Here is a 20787-nt window from a genome sequence, read left to right on the forward strand (position 1 = left end):
GATTGAATTTTTACCCGTGTGTGATCACCAAGCGATTCTGTCGTACCTTAATTACCAAGCGACTTTGTCATTACAATAACTACCGAGGGATTTTGACGGGACTAAATTGGCTTACCTTTTAAAGTAATTAGTTAAACTTTAAAAGGGGCTAAGGATGTTCTATATGGATTCTAAATCCCAGTTTACTGTCGATATCATTTGCAAAATTATCGAGGGTAAAATCAGTATCAATAGTGCCACTACCTTGCTCAACAAGTCTCGGCGAACTGTTGAACGTTATCTAAGCCGATATCGGAAAGAAGGTATTCGCTTCATCATTCACGGTAACCAGGGGCGTTCTCCAGTCAATAAGATCCCTGATTCGCTCAAGAAAGAAGTCCAAAACCTCATTCAAACCAAGTACTTCGATTTCAATTTACAGCATCTCTCTGAAGTCCTCAAAAAGAACGAAGGGATCGCTATCAAGCGTGAAACATTACGCTCTTGGGCACACGATATCCATCATGTTAAACGAGCTAAGCGACGCAGAACTCGCGTCAGGAAGTATCGGGAGCGTATGGAATTACCTGGATTAATGCTTCAAATGGATGGGAGTCCTCATCGCTGGTTTGGTGATGAGAAATCTTGCTTGATCGCTATGATTGATGACGCTACCAGTGATATTCATGCTCAATTTTTCCCCTCTGAGACCACCGAAGGCTGTATGAGGGTGATGAGAGCTTATATTGAGAAGCGAGGGATATTTAAAACGCTCTACGTCGATAGAGCAGGTATCTTCGGTGGTCCCAAGCGAAGCAACTTCTCCCAAATGCAACGAGCTTGTGAGGAGCTTGGAATTGAAATTATCTTTGCTAACTCACCACAAGGAAAGGGACGCATTGAACGCTCATTTGATACCTTCCAAGATAGACTGGTACCCGAATTACGATTACACAACATTACCGATATGGAAGGCGCGAATCGCTATTTACAAGAAGAGTTTATTCCCAATTATTGGGATAAACATGTTCGAGTTCGGCCTAAAAGTACACGGTCTGCCTTTAAGCGCTTACCGCCCGGTTTAGATCTCAACAGCATCTGCGTACAGAAAGAATATCGAACGATACGGCGTGATCATACGTTTGGCTTTGGTAACAAAAGGTATGTTATCGATTCACCCATCCGCTATTCCATTGAAAACCAGAAAGTAGAGATTAGATGCCAGTTCGATGGCACATTCTCCGCCTATTTTGGCCACCGTCGGCTAGATATTACCGAGCTGGTAGAGCCTCGTAAATGCAGCGAATATGGCAAAGAGGTTCAGCGGAAAATAGAAGCCTTAGAGCTAGTAGAGCAGTTGGGTAGTATATCTAAAGCAGCCCGTATCCTTGGTTGCTCCCGCCAATCTCTTTACACCTATCAGAAAATCATGGCTGAGGAAGGGCCTATGGGGCTGAAGCGGATCAATAAGCCCCTAAACCGCAGTAAGAATCGCATACCAGAGTATGCAGAAGACAAGATTATTGAGCTGACGTTACAGAACCCACACCTGACTTTGATGCAACTCACGATGGAGCTAAAACAACACGATATCACTGTGAGTATTGGTACGATTAAAAACATCTGGAAGGAAGAAAACCTCAGCACTAGAGAGCTTAGGATTAAAAAATCACAATCACTGAATATCGACGTGTAAGGCGAGAAGTCTCAATCGAGACTAAAATGTAAGAGCATGACAGAATCGGTTGGTACTTATCCCGTCAAGATCCCTCAGTAATGACAAGGTGCGATTATAATAGCTTGCCAACCAACGAAGAATTCGTGATTGCTCAACAGTCGGTAGAACTTCTGTAATCTGAACTGAAGTCTAAGCAAGAAAAAGACAATCAAAAGCGAGCCCAAGTGGCTCGCTTTTTGTGTCTAGTAAAGATGCGTCTGAATGTTTTAACAGGGGGATAGCCTACAAGGCGATCGTGAAACAGTTTTAGAACAGAGCTTAAATTGCGACTCATCGGGTGATCTGGAAGCGCTAAGGTTATTTAGTCCCTGAGCGGTAGTTTGGATCTGTCCAGCATCGAGGTAACTCTTCCCCTGACATAAACATCAGTTCGGACTTTTTAAACATCTCAGGGTCTTGCTGTTCTTCGCCTGCTTGAAACCGACCTTCGATACTGTCTTGAAATAAGTTGGTTAATTTGGTCATTTCAGTTACATCAACGAGGTCACCGGTTTTTTCTCTTTTAGAAACATTTTTTTGCCCTCAATCTAATCGGTCACCCCTAATTATAATTGCTATTTGGAAAATGAGAGTCTTTTCAATTCCGGCACTTCTTGACTAAGCAGACCCCAGAGCTACGCTTATGATCATCGACAACCCAATCGATGAACAAACTTATCCTCAACAAATAAATGGAGTCGCGATGTCATCTGCCCATATTGCAAACAATCTCAGTGAACTGATTGGCGATACCGATCTTGTTAGAATCAACAGTCTTTCAGAGATATCAGGTTGTGAGATTCTTATTAAGTGCGAACACCAGAACCCGGGTGGTTCGATTAAAGATAGAGCGGCACTTCAGTTGGTTATGGATGCAATGGAAGCCGGTAAGCTTAAGCCGGGAATGACAATCGTCGAAGGTACTGCTGGTAATACGGGAATAGGCCTTGCTCTAGTAGCTAAATCCCTCGGTTACAAAATGTTGGTGGTGATGCCAAAAGGGCAGGCACAAGAGAAAGAGCGTATGATCTCGCTTTATAACGCTGAACTGTTATTGGTCGACCCTTGTCCTTTTGCAAACCCTGAACATTTTTACCACACGGCTAAGCGGATTGGTGTCGAAAATGAGAGTTATTGGTGGGCAGATCAGTTTGAAAATCTCAGTAATTATCGAGCGCACTATTTAAATACTGGACCTGAGATCTGGCAGCAAACACAGGGGAATATTGATGCTCTAGTTTCAGTGGTGGGGACGGGTGGAACCATTGCCGGAAACTCACACTATCTATCTGAGCAGCAACCCAATCTCGAAACTTGGTTAGTTGACCCAAATGGGTCCGGCATTTATTCGTTTCTACGTAATGGACACTATCAATCAACGGGAAGTTCGTTCACGGAAGGCATAGGGATCATGCGAACGGTTGAAAATTTCAGGCAGGCAAAAATCAATCGTGCCATCACGCTTCCCGATCAGGATTTGGTGACGATATCCCGCCTTGTTGCGGAACATGACGGTATTCTTCTAGGAAGCAGTTCGTCGTTGAACGTAGCAGGTGCGCTATACGCTGCGGCTAGAATGGGGAAAGGGAAAACCATCGTTACATTTAGCTGTGACCTTGCTGAGCGCTCGTATTCGAAGCTGCACAACGAAACGTTTCTGAAAGAAAAAGAGATACAGCTTAATAAAGAAAACCTCTCTCAACTATGGGCTCGTTATCAAGCCGAAGATGGCAGTATGGTCGTCAACGTATAGTCGCTTTAAGTTAGTAACAGCCAGTGGTCTGCCAGCTCTTTCGTTAGCGCTGAACATCCGGTTAGAGCTAAACATCCGTTAGCACCAAATCCGGCACTATTGCTTGTTATTAGGGTAGTGAATCACATTATGAAATACGGCGTTTCCTTCACCGATATTTTTGTAGGCATGGGTCTGGTTGGCATTGAAGCGAACGGCTTGTCCTGCGCGTAACGTATGCCACTCATCATCAAACATCACGGCCATCTCTCCTGAAATGCATAAGATGTGCTCAGTGACGCCTGCGTTATGTGGGGCGGATTCATGCTGGTAATCGGGTGCTAGGGTGAGTTCGAATATTTCAAATCCTAGTGCTTCCTCAAAAGGAAACAACAAACTGACGAAAAAGCCAATGTTGTATTCTTCATGCCTTAGTTCGTTTGCATCTCTGAATAAACTCGTCAGTTCACTGTTTGGGCTAGCCGCGATAAAGCTCGAAAGTGACACCTCGAATCCAGAAGCTATCTGCCAGAGCTTAGCGACTGTCGGGCTGGATTCTCCACGTTCAATTTGTCCTAGCATTGCTTTGCTCACGCCAGTTTCTTTCGCTGTTTTGTCTAAGCTCCAGCCTTTTTCTTGGCGAAGGCGTTTCAAGTTAACGCCAACTTTAATTTCTGTTTGCATATTTTCTCTACAAGTTTTTTACAAATAAGTTGTGCGTTATAGCGCACGATGCTAGGTTTGGTTTATGGACGTTATAACGCACGCAGGAAAAAATTAACATGACTAAGCTAAAATTTTCTCACGTCAGTACTGGCTTTATCGCTGTTTTCATTGGTTATGCGAGCGCCGCGGCGATTATTTTCCAAGCGGCAATGAGTGCTGGAGCAACTGAAGAACAAGTGGCGTCATGGTTTTGGGCGTTGGGAATTGGCATGGGCGTAACCACAATACTGCTTTCGTTTCATTACAAGAAGCCTGTGGTTACAGCGTGGTCGACGCCTGGAGCGGCGTTGTTAATCACATCTCTTGAAGGGCTGACAATGAATCAGGCTGTGGCCGTGTTTTTGTTCAGTTCGATGTTGATCACGTTAGTTGGATTAGCGGGGATATTTGAGAAAGTCCTAAAACAGATCCCAACATCGATTGCCTCTGCGATGCTCGCGGGGATCCTATTGCAATTCGGTTTGGGTTTGTTCACGTCGTTAATGGAAGAGGCACAAGTCGTAGCGGTCATGCTCGCTGTATTTATTCTGGCGAAAGCGCGGTTAGGTAATTTACTGATCCCAAGTATTTTCATTATCGCACTGGTTATGTGTGTGGGGTTTGGCAAACTCGATGTCAGTCAGGTAACTATGGGATTAACGACCCCGATGTTCATTACGCCCGATTTTGAGTTCTTTTCGTTGTTCAGTGTAGGTATCCCATTGTTTATAGTGACGATGGCTTCACAGAACTTACCGGGATTTGCGGTTCTAAAAGCGAACGGATACCAGGTCGATTCATCGAAGATCATTACCACCACTGGGGTGACGGGTTTGATCTTCGCGCCGTTTGGTGGCTTTGCGTATAACCTTGCTGCGATTACGGGCGCTATTTGCATGGGCCCGAATGCGGATGGCAATCCAAAGACACGTTACATGGCGGGGATCTGTATGGGCGGGTTTTACTTGTTAGCTGGCGTGATGGGGATGTCATTTGTGTCGCTGTTTAGCGCCGTGCCCTCCGAGATTGTCATTGCGGTTGCTGGCTTAGCGGTGATGCCGACCTTGATGAATTGCCTTGCGGTATCAATGGCAGACAGTCATTACCGAGAACCCGCATTGCTTACTTTCTTATTCACTGCTTCTGGTACTAATTTACTGGGAATCGGCAGTGCATTTTGGGGTTTGTGTATCGGGTTGTTTTGTTGCTGGTTACACAATTACAAAGCTAAGTCACGTGGAGCAAGCAAGACTTCGCAAACTTCGTCGTAATGAAACGACTCAAGATTATGATCAGGTTCGCTGTGAATTAGAAACACCAGCAAGTTGTTTGAGTAGTAAGCCCAGTCATACTTGTGACTGGGCTTGCTTACAAAGGAATAAAGCTACTTAACTTCGTATCTCAGTAGCACTTCATTATCGAGAACGACATTTGTCGACCAGATAAAGCTTGCGCCAGCACCACTGAATTTTTCGATAAAGTTCATGTACGCTTTTTTATTGTTCACGCCAATATCGTCTTCTGAATATACTGATGCTTGAGGCCAAGATGTTGAATCGAACTCTTGGTTCATCCAGTTGGTTGGTGTTTCCCAATGAGCGGCGTAGGCATCTTGACCGTGGTCAGTTCCTTCCGTGGTGCAGCTTTCAGAAAGACGCTTCCCGTCCACTTCACTCAAACAAGTCAGGTCATAAATCGGTGAGGTATAAAAGGTTTGTGCTTGCCATTCTGGTCCTGTCACGGTTCCGTCACTAAAGCTCGCGATAAAGCCACCATCGCCAGCGTGGTATGCCTTTCCGCGGTTATCTTCGCTGCCAAGACCTAGGTTTTCTTCCCAATCAATCACTTTCACGGCAATCGTGTAAGGCTTCTTCACCTTAAATTTGACGATGTTTGAGTTAAACGGTGTGAAAGGAACGGTGTCTACCGCGATTAACTTGCCGTTGATATAAAGTTCGAAATAGTTATCGGCAAAAATATAGCCTGTTATTTCCTCACCGTCTTGATCCACTATCGCTACAGGTACAGAGCTTTGATCGACTTCGGCTAGGCTGCTTGGTGTGGTGTTTGAGCACTCTTCATAAAGATCAAAGGCTTTTGGCCCTGTCGCAAAGTTGTTCTTGGCTGGAACCGTCCAAACCTTTCCTTCTGAGTCCGTAATTTCCCCAACGCCCGCCACTCGGCTACGTCCGTTTGCACACTCAAAGAGATTCGATTCAACGGTGGTCGCCACACCCTGAGTAATACTCGCTGAGCCTTGGTAATCACTGATGTTGCTGACCGAAGGCGTATCTGATGATGGTGAGCAGCCTGTAGCGAGCAAAGCAACCGATGAAAGGGCAAGGGCTTGATATTTTTTGATGATCATTGATTGGGTATCCTAAATGTGTGATTTAAATAAGCGTGGTTCAAAATAAGCCAAGTGCAAGTAAGTTAATTGAAAACAAAGCTATTTCAAACAAATCCGAGCTAAGTAGCTAAGTAGTTAAGTAAGCCGTGAACTCATAGCTGATAGCTGGAACGACGAAACTAAGCAAGAGCCAAAGCAATTGTGAGGTACCACGCTTATTATTTGATGAGGCATATATTACCCGTACAAATGTAAACAAGCGTAAAGCTGAGTAAGCATGCGCAAAACAGCGCTTTTATAGGATGATCACATCAGCTTGCGCGGAGCTTGAAAAAATACTTAGAACGAAGCGGTTTCAGGTTGTGATTGAGATAGTATTTTGCTACAAAACGCGCATAATCTCGCTATACAACATTTAAAGAAGAATTTACCTATGACTACCTTTCAATACTACTTTCACCAACTGCCTTGCTTCGACTGTAAAAAAACGACAGTAAGTACTGATCTTGGTTGGTTAACGCCTGCGATGAAAGACGATGCTATCGCACAAGTGACAGCGACACTTGCACAAGGCGAGGTTACTCCTGATCTTTCAGCAGACGTGGTTTGTACTAAAGATGAAGCGCGTGAGTATTTACTGCTTAACTTCTTTGGTTATTCAGAAGAAGAATTAGAAAGCGGAATCGAAGCGGATGATGAAAAAGAAGTGGCAGACGAAATCGCAGAGCTACTTGAAGAAGGTAAAGACACCATCACCTTCGAACATGAGATTGCTCTTCAGTGCTGCGCAGACTGCGATGTTGAAGACGAGTCAAACTAAGCTTTTGTATTAAGAGTATTAAACTAAGTACTCTTATTAAGGTTCATCATGCAGCTATGATGTTCTAATGATGAAAGGCGTTAGCGAATTGAAGTTCGCTAACGCCTTTTTTGTCTCTCTGCTTCTTATATAAGCGACATTAAACCTTAAGATGTTGTGCCTTCTGTAATGCCTTGTTTGCTCAGTTGCGAAAGGATCTCAGCGGTTTTCTCTCTGAATAAATCTCTCAGTAGACGCACAGTAGGGGTGATGGATTGACGACTTGGACACACTAACCACAGCTCGGTAGGTGTCGGCTTAAATTCAGGCATAACTTTAACCACTTCGCCTGAAAGCAGGTGAGGAGACATGTCTAGACAAGATTTTATTGCCACCCCTTTACCTGCGATACACCAACGTCTTACAAGGTCTGCGTCGTTCGAAGCGCGATTTCCTTTTAGTTTCACTTTATGATCTTGAGTACCATCGTTAAACACCCACTCGTCTTGCAACATGTCATGGAGTTGGTAAAGCAAACCATTGTGCTGAGCTAAGTCACTCGGGTGTTTTGGTGTGCCCATTTCAGCCAAGTATTCAGGAGCCGCACACAATATCCTCGGCACATCGCATATCTTGAAACCATACATGTTCGCATCGGTCGGAGAGCCGTAACGCAGCGCCATATCGACGGAATCTCGGTAGAAGTCGATATTGCTATCGCTGATGCTAGTGCGAAGCGTCGCCTTTGGGTATTCAAGCAAGAACTCATCTAACCAAGGTGTGATTAGGTTGCGTCCTAGATCTGATGAAAGCGCAATACGAATTTCACCGTCAAGAATCCCGAGCTCTTCGCGCATGTTGAGCTTCGCTTGCTCCAACATCTTTAAGGCTTGTTCGCATTCCGGTAAATAACGCTCGCCTGCTGAAGAGAGTCTTAGGTGGCGCGTGGTTCTTACAAATAACTCCGCACCGAGTGCCGCTTCAACACGTTTTACTGCTGCACTTGCTGTGGCAGTGCGCATATCAAGGTTGGTGGCTGCAGCGGTGATACTGCGAAACTCCGCCACTTTCAAAATGACCTGTAAATCTTCAAGAAGCATGTTATCTACCTGTATTGAATTATGTTCTAAACATGGCGTTGGGATATTTCCCCATCACAATCTGCAAATGGGTTATCTCTACTTATCGCTTCTAAGCTAGCTTCAAATACTTAATTGTCAAAACTAATTTGATAATAATTCAAATATGAGGCTGTTTTTCATTAGTAATTTTCTCACTATCATTTCCCCATATCGACAACGTAGCGCAGTACACATCGTATGGACGAAACCTACGATCTAGGGGGATAAGATGACTAAGAAAATCACAATGGGTGTAACGGATTTGTCGTTCCACCGTACGACCGCATCATTGGTTGCCAATGTATTGCAAGCCATGGGCTTTGAGGTAGAGCGCATTTTCTCTCCACATCAGGAGAACTTTGAAAAGCTGAAAACAGGCCAAGTGGATATGCTTTCTTCTGCGTGGTTGCCATCAAGTCACGGTATCTACAAAGCTGGCGTTGAAGAAGTTGAGCCGCTTATCGAGCTTGGGCTTCATTATGAACCTTATGCCTTGTGGGGCGTACCAGACTATGTGCCTGAAGAAGCGGTTTCTGAAGTCTCTGATTTATTAAAAGCCGAAGTGATCGAGAAAATGAACTCGACCATTCAAGGTATCAACCCTGGCGCTGGCATCACACGTTTCTCTATCCAGATGATGAAAGATTATGGCCTGAGCGATGCCAGCTACCAGTTCTTTCCTGGCAGTGAAGACGATTGTTTCAATGCATTTGAAAGTGCGGTCGCAAACAAAGAGTGGGTGGTAGTGCCACTGTGGAAACCTCAGTTTTTGCACTATCGTTACGATATTCGTGAGCTCAAAGAGCCAAAAGGCCTACTCGGAATTGTTGATAGAGCAGTGCTTCTTTTAAGAGACGACAAGAAGCATCTGTTCAGCGAACAACAGATTCAGAAGTTGGATTCCCTGCGCTTCTCGAACGACATCATCGCAGAGCTGGATTACAAAGTTTGCCGTGAAGGTAAACCACAAGATCAAGTCACACATGATTGGTTGATTGAGAAAGGCCTGATTTAGCCTTTAAGCCGTTGGCAATGCAGTGAGACGTCTGCGTTACTCAGATAACGGCAATACCACTATCAAAAATTATTTGAGAATTATTCAAATATTAGGCGGTTTATCTAGAGTGAGAATTGACTAAGATTAACTCGTCTAATTCAAGGAGAAAGCACAATGTCAGTACCATCAAAAATGAAAGCTATCGGATTTACTCAATCACTTGCGATTACAGAGCAAGACAGTTTATTTGAGTTTGAAACGAGTCTGCCAGAACTAAAAAATAATGACTTGCTGGTAAAAGTGAGCGCGACTTCTATCAATCCTGCTGACGCTAAAATTCGTATTCGTAATGCCAAAGACAAAACTCTTGAGCAGCCAAAAGTGCTGGGCTATGACGCAGTCGGTGAAGTTGTTGGTAAAGGTGCTGACGTTGAAGGCTTCGAAGTCGGTGACCGTGTGTACTATGCGGGTGACGTAACACGCATGGGGGCTAACGCAGAATACCAAGCTGTGGACTACCGTATTACCGCTAAAGCGCCTAAGAGCCTTTCTGATGAAGCTGCAGCCGTTATGCCACTAGCGACGCTTACAGCATGGGAAGCGTTGTTTGACCGCTTGCGTGTTCGTCCTGAAGAGAAAAAGTCTATCCTGATCATTGGTGGAGCGGGCGGCGTTGGTTCAATTACGATTCAACTGGCTAAGCAACTGACCAACCTAAATGTTATCGCAACAGCTTCAAGACCTGAAACGGAGCAGTGGGTAAGAGATATGGGAGCGGACTATGTGGTGAACCACCGTAACCTTGTTGAGTCAGTGCGAGAGCAAGGCATTCAACATGTTGACTACATTTTCAATGTTGCTGATACAAAAGGGCACTGGGATGCGATGGTTGAGTTGATCGCACCGCAAGGCATGATCAGTTCGATTGTTGAATTTGATGGTGGCATTGACTTATCAGCGCTGCAAGGAAAATCAGCAGGCTTTGTTTGGGAGCTGATGTTCACGCGTTCATTGTTTAACACCGAAGATATCCAGAAGCAGCAAGACATCCTATTCCAAGCCGCGAATCTGATTGATTCGGGCCGTATTAAAACGACTCTAACCACGACCCTAAATGGCTTTAGTGTGGATACAATCAAAGATGCACACCAACGCATTGAGAGCAGTGCCTCGATTGGTAAAACTGCCATCAAATACTAATTGCTGATGTTTTAATCCGTCGTTGTTTTGAGTCGTTGACGGTTTAAATAGAAGAAGCCCCTGATATCTGATTGCTAGTCAAAAGGTTTCAGGGGCTTTTGTTTGTTTTCAGTTTAGTCAGTTTAGTCAGCTTCTGGTGATGTGATAGGTTTCGATGTTCTGAAGTGAAGCTGTATTAGGTCTAGCTCAAAAGGCGAGGGCTCTTTGTCCGCAATCAAAAAACCGATTTGTTTGATGTCTCGTGCCTTAAGTTCCGGCGCATCGCTCAGTAGCCGACCTCTGAACACAGCTTGAAAATCATTGAAGTGGAACACCTTGTTAAGCCGCACTCCCTTTATCGTAACGAAATCGTGTTTGTATTGAACTCGATTACCATCTTTCGATGTTGTGAGCCTCAGTTGGTAGGTGCGACCATCACCAACGAAAACTAGCTCTGCGCTATCTATTTCATGGGCTGGTGATTCAATGGAGCGCTTTACAGAACTGAAACCACCATTGTTTTCTAACGATAGCTCGCCCCTAAATCGACTCATATCATCAAGATAAATGAGCCCGCCCGTTGAGATGCCACCCATTACATCGTCGTTGGTCGCTGTCCAATTCTTGTGTTCGTTCGGTTGTATAAAATCAATCATACCTATGCCTGCTACAGATACTTGAGACCATAAAAAGGAGAGGCTGAGTACTAGCCAAAAAGGGTGTCTTCGCTTAAGCAATGAAGCCGTTTCGTTCATGATTGTCTCCGTTAGCCGTTAGTCTGTTCGCGTTTTATGGAGAAGGTTCAGTGGCAAGCATACCCAGACAACGCTCAATAAATTCAGAATAATTTGAAGCATTGTCGTACTCGATTTTCAATGAACCATGAAACATCAGCGTCACTGTTACGTCTTTATAGCTTAGCCAACAGGTATAACCATCATAATCATGCCAAGCCGCCATTTCGCCCACTTGATATTTATTGTCCAGTTGCTCGCCAGAGGTGCGAATGCACTCAAACACTCTGAGAAACTCAATAATGGTGATTCTGTTGTCCATGTTTTGCTCCCGCTGAGTAGTTATTGGTAATAGGCTGAATATTGGTATCTAAATTTGTTACTGTTTGATTGCTGTCCCTACGGCTTGCCTTTGTGTTCCGATCACTGAAAGTGCTCTTATCTTCTCGATAAACCTCTGTTTTCTAATATTCTCATCGTCATTCCATACATCCGATTAATCCTGAGCAAAACGGGTGTAACAAACTTAATAACGATGTTAACCCTCAAGATAAAGACAAGCTTAATTTACGTTTATGGTGGTTAATTAAAATTAGAGTCGATAGGATAAATAGCGTCGGAGCCTTGTTATTGGCTGAAATGGAATCTACAGAAAGTGCGTGTCAACATGATAGAAAAACTGAAAAAGGAATGGTTTCTTGTAGGGATGGTGGTGGCTATGGTCGTTGCTGTTTTTACGCCGGATTGGGGCAAATCGGGTGGGGTACTTCATCTCGATACGGTGACTGTTCTCGGCATCGCTTTGGTGTTTTTCTTACACGGTTTGGGTTTGTCTCCCAAAGCCATTCTTGAGGGGCTTTCGAATTGGAAGCTGCATGTTTTTGTACAAAGCGCGACATTCTTAGTTTACCCACTGCTTTGGGTGATATTCGGGCAAGGCTTTGTCGCTTATATGCCAGCAGCTCTGGCCTTTGGTTTCTGTTACCTCTTCGTATTACCGAGTACGATTTCGTCTTCGGTCGCGATGACGGTGATTGGAAAAGGAAACCTACCGGGTGCGATATTCAATGCATCACTTTCTAGTATTTTAGGCGTGTTCATTACGCCTCTACTGATCCAGCTCTTTATGGGGTTGGAAGGTGCAGAGCTAAACCTGATGGAATCGGTGATCTCTATATCTAAAATGCTGCTATTGCCAATGATTGTCGGCCAGTTGATGCGCCCGTTACTTTTTGAATGGACTCAGAAACACAAGTCAGTGGTCAATAAGTTAGATAAATACGTGATACTTCTGATCGTCTACAGTGCTTTCTGTGACTCTATTGAACACGGTATTTGGAGCGACTTTTCACCAATGCTGCTGTTGCTGTCAGCGGTGATTTGTTTAGTGGTATTGATGGTGATGGTACACGGCATTCAATGGAGTGCCCGAAAGGTTGGATTCAATCATCAAGATGAAGTCGCGGCAGTATTCTGTGGTACTAAGAAGACCTTAGCGGCAGGTATTCCTATGGCTAAGGTGATCTTTGCTCACAACCCTAATCTAGGGATGATATTACTACCAATCATGCTTTATCACCCGATTCAGATCTTTTACTGTGCAGTGCTAGCCAACCGTTACGCCAAGGTTGATACACAATCTAGTTAAACTTGTTTGTTGTTACAAGTACAACAGAAAAACGCCTTTCACTTCGCTGTGAAAGGCGTTTGTATTTGAATCTACTTCACTTTAATTAGAGTGCTTGAATCTGTATGAGCAAATGCGTTGTCGTAGATCTCTAAGCCTGTTGTTTGAGAGTACGTCAGCGTATCGTCTGAAATGCTAATGTTCATCGTGAAGCCCGTGGTGGTTGCGTTGTCCGTCATGTATTCGGACTCAGCGATGCCACGCTTAGACGCAACTAACGTCATTGTATCGCCAGCAGGGCCTTCTGCGGTGACACATGTGGTGCGTGGTACGCAGTAAGAGTTGTAGACGACCTGATTTTTTTGGTCGTAGATGAAGTAGCCACGTTGATCGTGGAACTTAGAGTCGTCGGCCTTTCTGAATACTTCTTGTTTGTAGTACAGAGCAACCAGATATTGATCGCTGGCATTGGTTGCATCTGCCGCAACCTCAAACGTCATTACTTCATAGAATGGTGTAACCGCGGGACCACCTGCACCCACTTCTGTGCCTTCTTGGCCTGGAGAAATATCAACGCCGCCAGTTTCGACTGATTTCCATGTGCCGACTAACTTTGCGAGTGGACCAAAATCCATACCATTGATTGTGTTGTGGTCGGCTACTGCTGGAGCCGAGATTACCGCTGCGATACCAAGTGCTAATAATTTTTTCACTTTAACTTCCTTTTTATTAATTATCTGACCCCAATAAAAATAAGGTTATTGTGAAACTAGTTTATTAACCCAGATCAGTGTTGTTGGCTAATATGAAATCGAATTGTAACTTGATGTATCAGTCAGTAAGGGGATATTAATGCGGCTAAATATTGAACGAATAGCTGTGATTTGTTCATCGAGGTTTAATTCAAAATTGCATTAGTCTGAGCCTTATTAATTTTGCTATTACACATTTCAAATTCTCATGTATGATGTGCGCCCATAATTGTATGACAAATGTGTAATCTTACTTCTGTATGAATAAAGCTGTTAACCACGCCATTTTGCTTTTGGTGCTCGCAAACCTACTTGCGTCTTTTTCAGACGTATCATTGAAGATACTGAATGGCGAAGTCCCTACGTTCCAGTACGTGTTTATCCGTCAGCTATTGAGCGTGATCTTGTTGCTTCCATTTTGGTTAAAGTTACCGAGAGAGACGCGTATGAAAGGCGGTTGCCGAATCAACTTCTTAAGGGCTCAATCTATCTTAGTGGGGAGTGGCTGCGCGATGATCGCCATTACACACCTTACTTTGGCGACAGCAAACGCGATGTTCTACGTTGGACCAATCCTTATGCTGCCTTTGTCGATCGTGCTGTTGAAAGAAAGGCCGACATCTTCAAAAGTGATCGCGACCCTGATTGGTTTTGTGGGCGTATTAATCGTGTTACGCCCTGAACAATTTCATTGGGCGGCGATTGCTGGGCTAGGCAGTGCGCTTGCGATGGGCGTGGGTAATATCTTGATTAAACGCTTGAATGCAGAGCAACACATCATCTCAACTCTGTTCTGGACCAGCATTATGACTCTGCCACTTGCACTGGCATTAGCGCTGCCAACTTGGTCTGCGCTCGAATGGCGTCATGTTGGTTGGATCATGGCAATCAACTTGTTCGTACTTGGATACCATGCGCTTGTGGTGGTGGCTTACAAAAAAGCACCGGCCAACCAGATTGCGCTCGCCGAATATTCTGGGTTGGTGTTCGTAACATTGTTTGGTGTTATGTGGTTCGATGAGATTCCAGACATCCTGACGCTGGTGGGCATTAGTCTCATCGTTATTCCAATGATGCCGATTAAATGGAAGAAGGTTTTCAAGTGGAGAGACCGAGCCGCTTTAGAAGTTGAGGTTACTCCGCCTAAACCATAGCGGCTTGTCTCTCAGTCATTCTGGATTCCAAATAAACCACATCAGGGAAGGTCGTCTAAACTTAGGGTTTGTATCGCTTCAAAATACGACAATTTGGGCTCTAAAGACGTTCTCGAAATAAATGCAAATTAGTGCTTTACCTCAACTTAACTTGAGGTATTAGGATATGCAACGTTGCTTACGAGAATACTTTAAGGAGAGAAGAATGATCCAACTTGAACATGTGAATTTAGTGGTAAAAGATATCCCAGAAATGCTGGCTTTCTATAAAGCGGCGTTCCCTCATTGGTATGTCCGTGATGAGGGAAAAGGGGAGTGGTCAGGTAAGCCACGTAACTGGCTGCATTTTGGCGACGAGTACCAATACATAGCAATAAGTGATCACGGTGAAGGTGAAAATAGAGATTTGGCTGGGCATTCTGTTGGTCTCGCACACTTCGCTTATGTGACCAATAATATCGAAAGTGTCACTCAACGCCTTGTTGATGCGGGCTTTCCAATTGCCAAACCCGGTGCCGAAGAACCTTATCGAAAAAATGTCTACTTTGTGGATCCTGCAGGCTTTGAGATCGAGTTTGTTGAGTATTTGAGTGATGATCCTAAGTTACGAAATGCCACGAGTTAGTTACGTAATACGCCGCTTTGTTAAAGTTGGTTAGCTGAATGAAAGCGCGCTAGAGAGCATTTATAGAAAAGGGCATTGTGGAATAATCCGCAATGCCCTTTTTAGGTCTATGCAATAGCTGATTATTTAGCTGATGTTTAGCTCAGTTGTTGGGTTGTTTATTTAGCCTTAAAAGGCACCAACAGTTGTTTGCCAAACACATTAATCAGCGCGCCAGTCACAATCAGGCCACCGCCTAGATAAGTCCAAACCGATGGAATTTCATTAAAGATCCACACGCCTAACAGTGCCGAGAAGACAATCTGGACGTATGAGTAAGCTGAAGCTTTACCCGCCGCTTGAGTCTGCATCGCTTTGGTCAAACCGTATTGGCCTATCTGAGTGAAAATACCGACTAACACGAGCATCACGGTTAAGAATAGACTTGGCCATACAAAGTCGTTCCAAATAAGGACTGTCGATATTGGCAGAGCAACCAGTGGGAAGTAGAAGATGATGACAGAGCTGTCTTCCGTCTGGCTCAGCTTTCTCACAATCACATAAGCAATTGAGCTACCAAACGCACCACATAACGCCACCATAATGCTGAATAGCGGTAACTCGCTGCTCGCGCCGCTGTTCATGCTTGGTTGAACCATCACTAATAGCCCAGCTAGGCAGAACGCAATGCAGATCATGGTCGATTTTTGGACGCGTTCTTTCAGAAATAACACGCCAAGTAGGGCGGTAAATACAGGATGAACGTATTGTAGAATGGTCGCTTCGGCTAATGGCAAAGTGGTCACAGCGTAGTAAACACACATCAGTGCTGCAGTACCTACTGCGCCACGAACAAACAACAAAGGTTTGTTATTTCCCCAGATCGAAATGCCTTTTCGCTTAACGTCGATATAACTGATGATCAAAGACACCAAAGCCCTTGCTGCAACAATTTCGAATACAGGAATGCCATAATTGCTGATGTATTTCACACAAGCTGACATCAGTGCGAATCCAAAAGCGGAGAGGATCATGAATCGAACCCCAACAGGGATTTGTGAAAAAGAGAAAGAAGACATAAAAATATCAATCGGTTGAGGGAACAGGAATCATAACTTAGTTTAGAAGAGCCGACCAAAGTCTTTGTCCTGTTCTATTACACCAAACCATTGATATTGCTGTGCGAGTACTTTCAGCAACTCGATCTCTTTTGTTGTCTCTTCTCTAAGCCATTCAATAAGGTCGTTGATGATAGGCGTGTGACTACGCTGGTGCATGAAGTAAGTCCAAGCACTGTGTTGGATTTTTGCATTTCTAGGGCAGTACAAGAAGCCTCGTTGGAGATCTTGTTGAACTAACAACAGATCCGTGACCGTAACCCCTTCACCGGATAGACAGGCACTGAGCGCCATATCTAAAGACAAGAAGCTGGTATTTCTGACGGGTTTCTTTGGTGGGAATTCAACATCGGCCAACCACACTTTCCAGTCGTGATGATCTAAGGTTGGGTGGAGTCTTGGTAAAGTTAAGATCGAATCGAGGTCGGTGTCTTTATTCGTTAAGTTGGTCGAATTAGTTAAGCTAGTCGAGCAGACCGGTGCCATAAACTCTTCACGCAAGAAGGTGATGTCAGGTGCCTTGTCATAGCGTTTTTTGAAACGCGTGTGGAAGATCAGTAGATCATACTCACTACTATTAATCGATTCGTCTTCCTCAATCACAGGAACTATGACGATCTCATGATCTTGATAACGTTCGTTTAATTCCCGCACTTTAGAGATCAATACTCGCGTCGCGAAACTCAAGGTCGCTTTGATCACAATACGCTTCTGCTTCGGCTCACTCCAAGAGGCAATGACAGCTTCGATATTGCCGTAGCTTTCTCGCAAAGCTACATACAAATCATGACCTTGTACCGTTAATTCTATGGCTCGATGCTTACGAATAACCAGTGATGCGTTTAACTCATCTTCAAGCTGTTTGATCTGTCGGCTGATTGCACTTTGTGTCACATGCAGCTCTTCGGCAGCCAGAGTAAAGCTCATCAGCCTTGCAGTAGCTTCAAACGCTTTTAAGCCATTATGTGAGGATGGCAAGCTAGGATATGGGGTCATAATTCGTTCGCATGAGTTTATGGAATGTTAGAGTCGCAAATTTATCAATTGAACGCCAGCCTCATCGATCGTATTTTGGGCGAAATTAACTGAGGCGCTCATGAAAAAAATACTCACTCTTGCATTCCCTTTGATCATTTCACAGCTGATCTCTATGGCTTTAGTCCTTACTGATGTTTGGATGATGTCGCGTATCAGTGTGTCAGCCCTTGCGGCTGGTGGCTTAGGTGCCTCAATCTACTTTTTCATCTTCATTATTGCGAGCAGCACCGTGGGTTGTGTCGCGAATTTGATTGCGATCGCTTATGGTCAGCGAGTAGCTCGCCCTGAGTTTGGTAATACTCAAATTAGATTGGCGGTGAAAGGCGCAACCATGTTGGCATTCGTGCTCAGCGTGACCTTAATGGCCAGCTTCTGGTTTGCTCCGTTGGTATTAGAAGCAGCCAAACAGCCACCAGAAGTGATCACTTTAGCCATGGAATATGTCCATGCTTTGAAGTGGGTAATGTTGCCTTCGCTTATCTTGTTGGTACTTCGTGGCTTAACCAGTGCGTTTGGCAACGTGCGCTCCATTCTTGTGATGTCGATTATCACCGTAATTCTGAATGTGCCAGTGAGCTACTTTCTCACCTTCCAATTAGACATGGGCTTAACAGGTTTAGGGCTTGGTACGGCTATCGCGGCATTTATCGTGATGGTTGGATATACGGTTTGGGTATTTAAGCGTGACGAGTTTAAGCAGTTCGCCCCTTGGCTAAATACAGAAGAGTATTCAATCAAGTTGATGAGCCCATTGTTGTTGATGGGTCTACCTATCGGCTTGGCTGCTTTACTTGAGCATGGCTTGATTTACGGTGGCACCTTGATGGCGGGCACGATCAGTATTGCTTCGTTAGCCTTGCACCAAATCTTGCTGCAATGTTTAAGCTTTACTTGGAACTTCAATTTTGGTTTCTCACAAGCTGCGGCGATTTTGGTTGGCCGTGATTTTGGCGCGGGTAACTACGAAGGAATAAAAAGAACCTCGATTCAAAGCTTCATATTGGTGTCGGTGTTGAGTGTGGCGTTGTCGGCCGTGTTCATTATATGGCCTGAGATGATCGCTTCTATCTTCAAGTTAGACGATGGCACGGGTGCAATGACTTCACTACTGGCTTCTGTGATTTGGGTCGTTGCTTTGTGCTTTATTGTTGATGCTTGGCAGCTACTGGCGATTAACCTGCTAAGAGGCATGAAGATTGTCTCTATGCCAACCGTGATGACTGCCATCGGTTACTGGGTATTTGGCTTGCCTGCGGCTTGGTATTTGATGCCTAAGTTCGAATTGGCAGGGATTTGGGGCGGAATCGGTGTTGGCTTAGGCGTGACAGGTATTCTGCTGCTTATCCAATTGATGCGTGTCATTCAAAAGAACAACCAATCTCCAGATTTGTCGAATCATGCTTATACGTGATTTGCTTGTGATGCTCGCCTTTACCATGGAACCTTGAACGATAAACGTTGTATTGCTGACCGAGAACTATCAATTACCAACAATGACCTATAAGCCCTAAATTGCGTACTTCGTAATTTAGACCTTGGTCTTACAGAAACCGAGCTAAAAGGTGACTAGAATGATTTGAGTTGCTCACCGTTTTATCAAGGAATACACAAATGGAAGTTGGATTGTTCTGGGCTGAAAAAGGAATGTTAGTGCTTGGCGCACTGTTTGTTTTGACGAGCATGATGCAGTACGGAAGACGCAGTAGCGATTGGAAAGGCGTGATTACGATGTTCTACAAGCGTATCCCAATGAACATCGCCGAATACAAATGGTATCGCCTGGGGATCGCGTTGTTGGTATTTGCTGTGATCATACGTTTCGCATTACTGATTTTATGGCCTTCATATCAGTTCTAGTTCTCTTGCATTAGCTTTGTTGGATAGCTCTCTATCATGGCTACATAAAGCCGTTCAATGAATGAGTCAGTCGAGCCTTAATAAACCCGCTTGTTAAGGCTGCTGTTAAATATAATAGTGCTATTACTCAACAGCAAGGATTGGCTATTACCTTTGTAGCATATTGTTTTTCATGAAGAATAATGCGAAATAATAGCTTACCCACCTGTTTCATCATTCTTACTAATAATCTGCACATAAATCCATTCACCCCGTACCTGATACCATAATGTTCTGTTACACTCGGTCGAATTAGCTTTAATTTGTCAGTGGTGCATTTATGTCGTTCCCAGTTCTTATATGTGATGATTCTGCGTTAGCAAGGAAGCAGATGGCTCGGTCACTGCCTAGTTCTCTAAATGCAGATATAACTTTTGCTGTTCATGGGCTTAATGCACTTGAAGAGCTCGCTAAAAACCAATTCAAATTGATGTTCCTCGACCTAACCATGCCGGAATTAGACGGCTATGGCACATTGGAAGAGATGCAACGTTTAGGCGATACCACGCCAGTTGTCGTTGTTTCTGGTGACATACAACCAAAAGCACAACAGAAGGTGCTGGATCTTGGCGCCAAAGCATTTTTGCAAAAGCCGATCGATAAAGAAGCGCTAAAAGCCATTTTACGTGAGCATGTCGAGCCGCCAAAACAACCTCAAATCATTACCCCAACCGCTTTAGAACTGCCAATACTTCGCAGACGCGATATCTATATGGAAGTCGCGAACGTAGCGATAGGCCGTGCCGCTGATGCACTGGCTCGTCACTTTAATGTGTTTGTTCACCTACCGCTGCCGAACGTTAACATCTTCGAAGTGAGTGAATTGCACATGGCACTTCGTGACCTAGCGGATAACGACCAAGTGTCGGGTGTTTGCCAAGGCTTTAGTGGAGAAGGCATTGCAGGTGAAGCGCTAGTTTTGTTGAGTGATTCCAGTGTGAGCGATCTTAAGAAGCTCATGAAGGTGCCAACAGAAAGCGAGCAGCTAGAAGAATTAGAGTTGTTGATGGATGTATCGAACATCTTAGTCGGCTCTTTCTTGAATGGGTTAGGGGAGCAATCAGAAGTTCGTTTCTTCCAGAGCTCTCCTGTGCTGCTAGGTCAACACATCTCGATTGATTCGGTGATTGAAAATACCAGCGGCTCATTTAAAAAGACCATGACGTTCGAAGTCAGCTACAACATCGACGGCACGTCCATCCGTTGTGACCTTCTATTTATGTTTGTTGATGAGTCTCTGCCTCTTCTAGATAACAAATTGGCCTACCTAATGGAGGAGTTTTAA

The 20787-nt window shown here is 44.4% G+C and carries 21 protein-coding genes; 12 read left to right on the plus strand and 9 right to left on the minus strand.

Annotated elements, in window-relative coordinates; translation table 11 throughout:
• Positions 1-154 precede the first annotated feature (154 nt).
• The gene (locus AB4517_RS04850) at positions 155-1675 is read left to right on the plus strand and encodes an ISNCY family transposase (protein ID WP_102359520.1); all 1521 of its coding nucleotides are present in this window, start codon (positions 155-157) and stop codon (positions 1673-1675) included.
• 339 nt (positions 1676-2014) lie between these two features.
• Here the strand turns inward: AB4517_RS04850 and AB4517_RS04855 are convergent, their stop codons facing one another.
• Positions 2015-2182: a hypothetical protein gene (locus tag AB4517_RS04855; protein ID WP_017062447.1), complete on the minus strand. Its 168-nt coding sequence runs from the start codon at positions 2180-2182 to the stop codon at positions 2015-2017.
• 217 nt (positions 2183-2399) lie between these two features.
• Here AB4517_RS04855 and AB4517_RS04860 point away from each other — a divergent pair, with 217 nt between their 5' ends.
• Entirely contained in the window at positions 2400-3449 is a 1050-nt protein-coding gene (locus tag AB4517_RS04860; protein WP_372147990.1) for a cysteine synthase A, read from the plus strand.
• A gap of 96 nt (positions 3450-3545) precedes the next feature.
• Here AB4517_RS04860 and AB4517_RS04865 read toward each other — a convergent pair whose 3' ends face one another.
• The gene (locus AB4517_RS04865) at positions 3546-4112 is read right to left on the minus strand and encodes a helix-turn-helix domain-containing protein (protein ID WP_050620555.1); all 567 of its coding nucleotides are present in this window, start codon (positions 4110-4112) and stop codon (positions 3546-3548) included.
• Positions 4113-4210: 98 nt separating this feature from the next.
• Between AB4517_RS04865 and AB4517_RS04870 the strand changes: the two genes are divergently transcribed.
• The gene (locus AB4517_RS04870) at positions 4211-5404 is read left to right on the plus strand and encodes a benzoate/H(+) symporter BenE family transporter (protein ID WP_372104430.1); all 1194 of its coding nucleotides are present in this window, start codon (positions 4211-4213) and stop codon (positions 5402-5404) included.
• 113 nt (positions 5405-5517) lie between these two features.
• Here the strand turns inward: AB4517_RS04870 and AB4517_RS04875 are convergent, their stop codons facing one another.
• A complete protein-coding gene (locus AB4517_RS04875) occupies positions 5518-6501 on the minus strand; it encodes a hypothetical protein (RefSeq protein WP_371724974.1) in 984 nt (327 codons plus the stop codon).
• A gap of 415 nt (positions 6502-6916) precedes the next feature.
• Here AB4517_RS04875 and AB4517_RS04880 point away from each other — a divergent pair, with 415 nt between their 5' ends.
• Positions 6917-7303, plus strand: a complete 387-nt coding sequence (locus AB4517_RS04880; protein WP_017064374.1) for a hypothetical protein — start codon at positions 6917-6919, stop codon at positions 7301-7303.
• Positions 7304-7449: 146 nt separating this feature from the next.
• On the opposite strand, the gene AB4517_RS04885 is transcribed toward AB4517_RS04880, so the two are convergent.
• Positions 7450-8382: a LysR family transcriptional regulator gene (locus tag AB4517_RS04885; protein WP_137002266.1), complete on the minus strand. Its 933-nt coding sequence runs from the start codon at positions 8380-8382 to the stop codon at positions 7450-7452.
• Positions 8383-8650: 268 nt separating this feature from the next.
• Between AB4517_RS04885 and AB4517_RS04890 the strand changes: the two genes are divergently transcribed.
• Both AB4517_RS04890 and AB4517_RS04895 read left to right on the plus strand, forming a co-directional pair.
• Positions 8651-9418 carry a glycine betaine ABC transporter substrate-binding protein gene (locus AB4517_RS04890; RefSeq protein WP_372147991.1) on the plus strand — a complete coding sequence of 256 codons (768 nt, stop codon included), beginning with the start codon at positions 8651-8653 and terminating at the stop codon, positions 9416-9418.
• A 156-nt stretch (positions 9419-9574) separates the two neighbouring features.
• Positions 9575-10600 (plus strand): zinc-binding alcohol dehydrogenase family protein, encoded by a 1026-nt coding sequence (locus AB4517_RS04895; RefSeq protein WP_017068430.1) that lies wholly within the window; start codon positions 9575-9577, stop codon positions 10598-10600.
• 122 nt (positions 10601-10722) lie between these two features.
• Here AB4517_RS04895 and AB4517_RS04900 read toward each other — a convergent pair whose 3' ends face one another.
• The gene (locus AB4517_RS04900; RefSeq protein WP_065584785.1) at positions 10723-11334 is read right to left on the minus strand and encodes a CIA30 family protein; all 612 of its coding nucleotides are present in this window, start codon (positions 11332-11334) and stop codon (positions 10723-10725) included.
• 34 nt (positions 11335-11368) lie between these two features.
• Positions 11369-11635, minus strand: a complete 267-nt coding sequence (locus AB4517_RS04905) for a DUF3081 domain-containing protein (protein ID WP_371724978.1) — start codon at positions 11633-11635, stop codon at positions 11369-11371.
• A 345-nt stretch (positions 11636-11980) separates the two neighbouring features.
• Between AB4517_RS04905 and AB4517_RS04910 the strand changes: the two genes are divergently transcribed.
• On the plus strand, positions 11981-12961 hold the full coding sequence (locus AB4517_RS04910; RefSeq protein WP_032545880.1) for a bile acid:sodium symporter family protein: 981 nt from the start codon (positions 11981-11983) through the stop codon (positions 12959-12961).
• Positions 12962-13032: 71 nt separating this feature from the next.
• On the opposite strand, the gene AB4517_RS04915 is transcribed toward AB4517_RS04910, so the two are convergent.
• Positions 13033-13653, minus strand: a complete 621-nt coding sequence (locus AB4517_RS04915; RefSeq protein ID WP_017062436.1) for a heme-binding beta-barrel domain-containing protein — start codon at positions 13651-13653, stop codon at positions 13033-13035.
• A gap of 299 nt (positions 13654-13952) precedes the next feature.
• Between AB4517_RS04915 and AB4517_RS04920 the strand changes: the two genes are divergently transcribed.
• Complete coding sequence (locus tag AB4517_RS04920; protein WP_372147977.1) at positions 13953-14846, plus strand: DMT family transporter; 894 nt, start codon at positions 13953-13955, stop codon at positions 14844-14846.
• 205 nt (positions 14847-15051) lie between these two features.
• On the plus strand, positions 15052-15471 hold the full coding sequence (locus AB4517_RS04925) for a VOC family protein (RefSeq protein ID WP_017072063.1): 420 nt from the start codon (positions 15052-15054) through the stop codon (positions 15469-15471).
• 158 nt (positions 15472-15629) lie between these two features.
• On the opposite strand, the gene AB4517_RS04930 is transcribed toward AB4517_RS04925, so the two are convergent.
• Both AB4517_RS04930 and AB4517_RS04935 read right to left on the minus strand, forming a co-directional pair.
• Positions 15630-16529 carry a DMT family transporter gene (locus AB4517_RS04930; RefSeq protein ID WP_017068434.1) on the minus strand — a complete coding sequence of 300 codons (900 nt, stop codon included), beginning with the start codon at positions 16527-16529 and terminating at the stop codon, positions 15630-15632.
• A 42-nt stretch (positions 16530-16571) separates the two neighbouring features.
• Entirely contained in the window at positions 16572-17564 is a 993-nt protein-coding gene (locus AB4517_RS04935) for a LysR family transcriptional regulator (protein WP_372147978.1), read from the minus strand.
• A gap of 100 nt (positions 17565-17664) precedes the next feature.
• On the opposite strand from AB4517_RS04935, the gene AB4517_RS04940 reads away from it, so the two are divergent.
• The 3 genes from AB4517_RS04940 to AB4517_RS04950 all read left to right on the plus strand — a co-directional run bounded on the left by AB4517_RS04940 (position 17665) and on the right by AB4517_RS04950 (position 20787).
• The gene (locus AB4517_RS04940; protein WP_017062432.1) at positions 17665-19017 is read left to right on the plus strand and encodes an MATE family efflux transporter; all 1353 of its coding nucleotides are present in this window, start codon (positions 17665-17667) and stop codon (positions 19015-19017) included.
• A 200-nt stretch (positions 19018-19217) separates the two neighbouring features.
• Positions 19218-19463 carry a hypothetical protein gene (locus AB4517_RS04945; RefSeq protein ID WP_010430578.1) on the plus strand — a complete coding sequence of 82 codons (246 nt, stop codon included), beginning with the start codon at positions 19218-19220 and terminating at the stop codon, positions 19461-19463.
• A 319-nt stretch (positions 19464-19782) separates the two neighbouring features.
• Positions 19783-20787 carry a response regulator gene (locus AB4517_RS04950; protein WP_029236531.1) on the plus strand — a complete coding sequence of 335 codons (1005 nt, stop codon included), beginning with the start codon at positions 19783-19785 and terminating at the stop codon, positions 20785-20787.

It is taken from the genome of Vibrio sp. 10N.222.52.C3 (assembly GCF_041474195.1).
GTDB lineage: Bacteria > Pseudomonadota > Gammaproteobacteria > Enterobacterales > Vibrionaceae > Vibrio > Vibrio crassostreae_C.

Bases quoted from the DNA above. Each gene is read 5' to 3' on its own strand.
- AB4517_RS04850 (WP_102359520.1), top strand. From the start codon at position 155: ATGTTCTATATGGATTCTAAATCCCAGTTTACTGTCGATATCATTTGC.
- AB4517_RS04855 (WP_017062447.1), bottom strand. From the start codon at position 2,182: ATGACCAAATTAACCAACTTATTTCAAGACAGTATCGAAGGTCGGTTT.
- AB4517_RS04860 (WP_372147990.1), top strand. From the start codon at position 2,400: ATGTCATCTGCCCATATTGCAAACAATCTCAGTGAACTGATTGGCGAT.
- AB4517_RS04865 (WP_050620555.1), bottom strand. From the start codon at position 4,112: ATGCAAACAGAAATTAAAGTTGGCGTTAACTTGAAACGCCTTCGCCAA.
- AB4517_RS04870 (WP_372104430.1), top strand. From the start codon at position 4,211: ATGACTAAGCTAAAATTTTCTCACGTCAGTACTGGCTTTATCGCTGTT.
- AB4517_RS04875 (WP_371724974.1), bottom strand. From the start codon at position 6,501: ATGATCATCAAAAAATATCAAGCCCTTGCCCTTTCATCGGTTGCTTTG.
- AB4517_RS04880 (WP_017064374.1), top strand. From the start codon at position 6,917: ATGACTACCTTTCAATACTACTTTCACCAACTGCCTTGCTTCGACTGT.
- AB4517_RS04885 (WP_137002266.1), bottom strand. From the start codon at position 8,382: ATGCTTCTTGAAGATTTACAGGTCATTTTGAAAGTGGCGGAGTTTCGC.
- AB4517_RS04890 (WP_372147991.1), top strand. From the start codon at position 8,651: ATGGGTGTAACGGATTTGTCGTTCCACCGTACGACCGCATCATTGGTT.
- AB4517_RS04895 (WP_017068430.1), top strand. From the start codon at position 9,575: ATGTCAGTACCATCAAAAATGAAAGCTATCGGATTTACTCAATCACTT.
- AB4517_RS04900 (WP_065584785.1), bottom strand. From the start codon at position 11,334: ATGAACGAAACGGCTTCATTGCTTAAGCGAAGACACCCTTTTTGGCTA.
- AB4517_RS04905 (WP_371724978.1), bottom strand. From the start codon at position 11,635: ATGGACAACAGAATCACCATTATTGAGTTTCTCAGAGTGTTTGAGTGC.
- AB4517_RS04910 (WP_032545880.1), top strand. From the start codon at position 11,981: ATGATAGAAAAACTGAAAAAGGAATGGTTTCTTGTAGGGATGGTGGTG.
- AB4517_RS04920 (WP_372147977.1), top strand. From the start codon at position 13,953: ATGAATAAAGCTGTTAACCACGCCATTTTGCTTTTGGTGCTCGCAAAC.
- AB4517_RS04925 (WP_017072063.1), top strand. From the start codon at position 15,052: ATGATCCAACTTGAACATGTGAATTTAGTGGTAAAAGATATCCCAGAA.
- AB4517_RS04930 (WP_017068434.1), bottom strand. From the start codon at position 16,529: ATGTCTTCTTTCTCTTTTTCACAAATCCCTGTTGGGGTTCGATTCATG.
- AB4517_RS04935 (WP_372147978.1), bottom strand. From the start codon at position 17,564: ATGACCCCATATCCTAGCTTGCCATCCTCACATAATGGCTTAAAAGCG.
- AB4517_RS04940 (WP_017062432.1), top strand. From the start codon at position 17,665: ATGAAAAAAATACTCACTCTTGCATTCCCTTTGATCATTTCACAGCTG.
- AB4517_RS04945 (WP_010430578.1), top strand. From the start codon at position 19,218: ATGGAAGTTGGATTGTTCTGGGCTGAAAAAGGAATGTTAGTGCTTGGC.
- AB4517_RS04950 (WP_029236531.1), top strand. From the start codon at position 19,783: ATGTCGTTCCCAGTTCTTATATGTGATGATTCTGCGTTAGCAAGGAAG.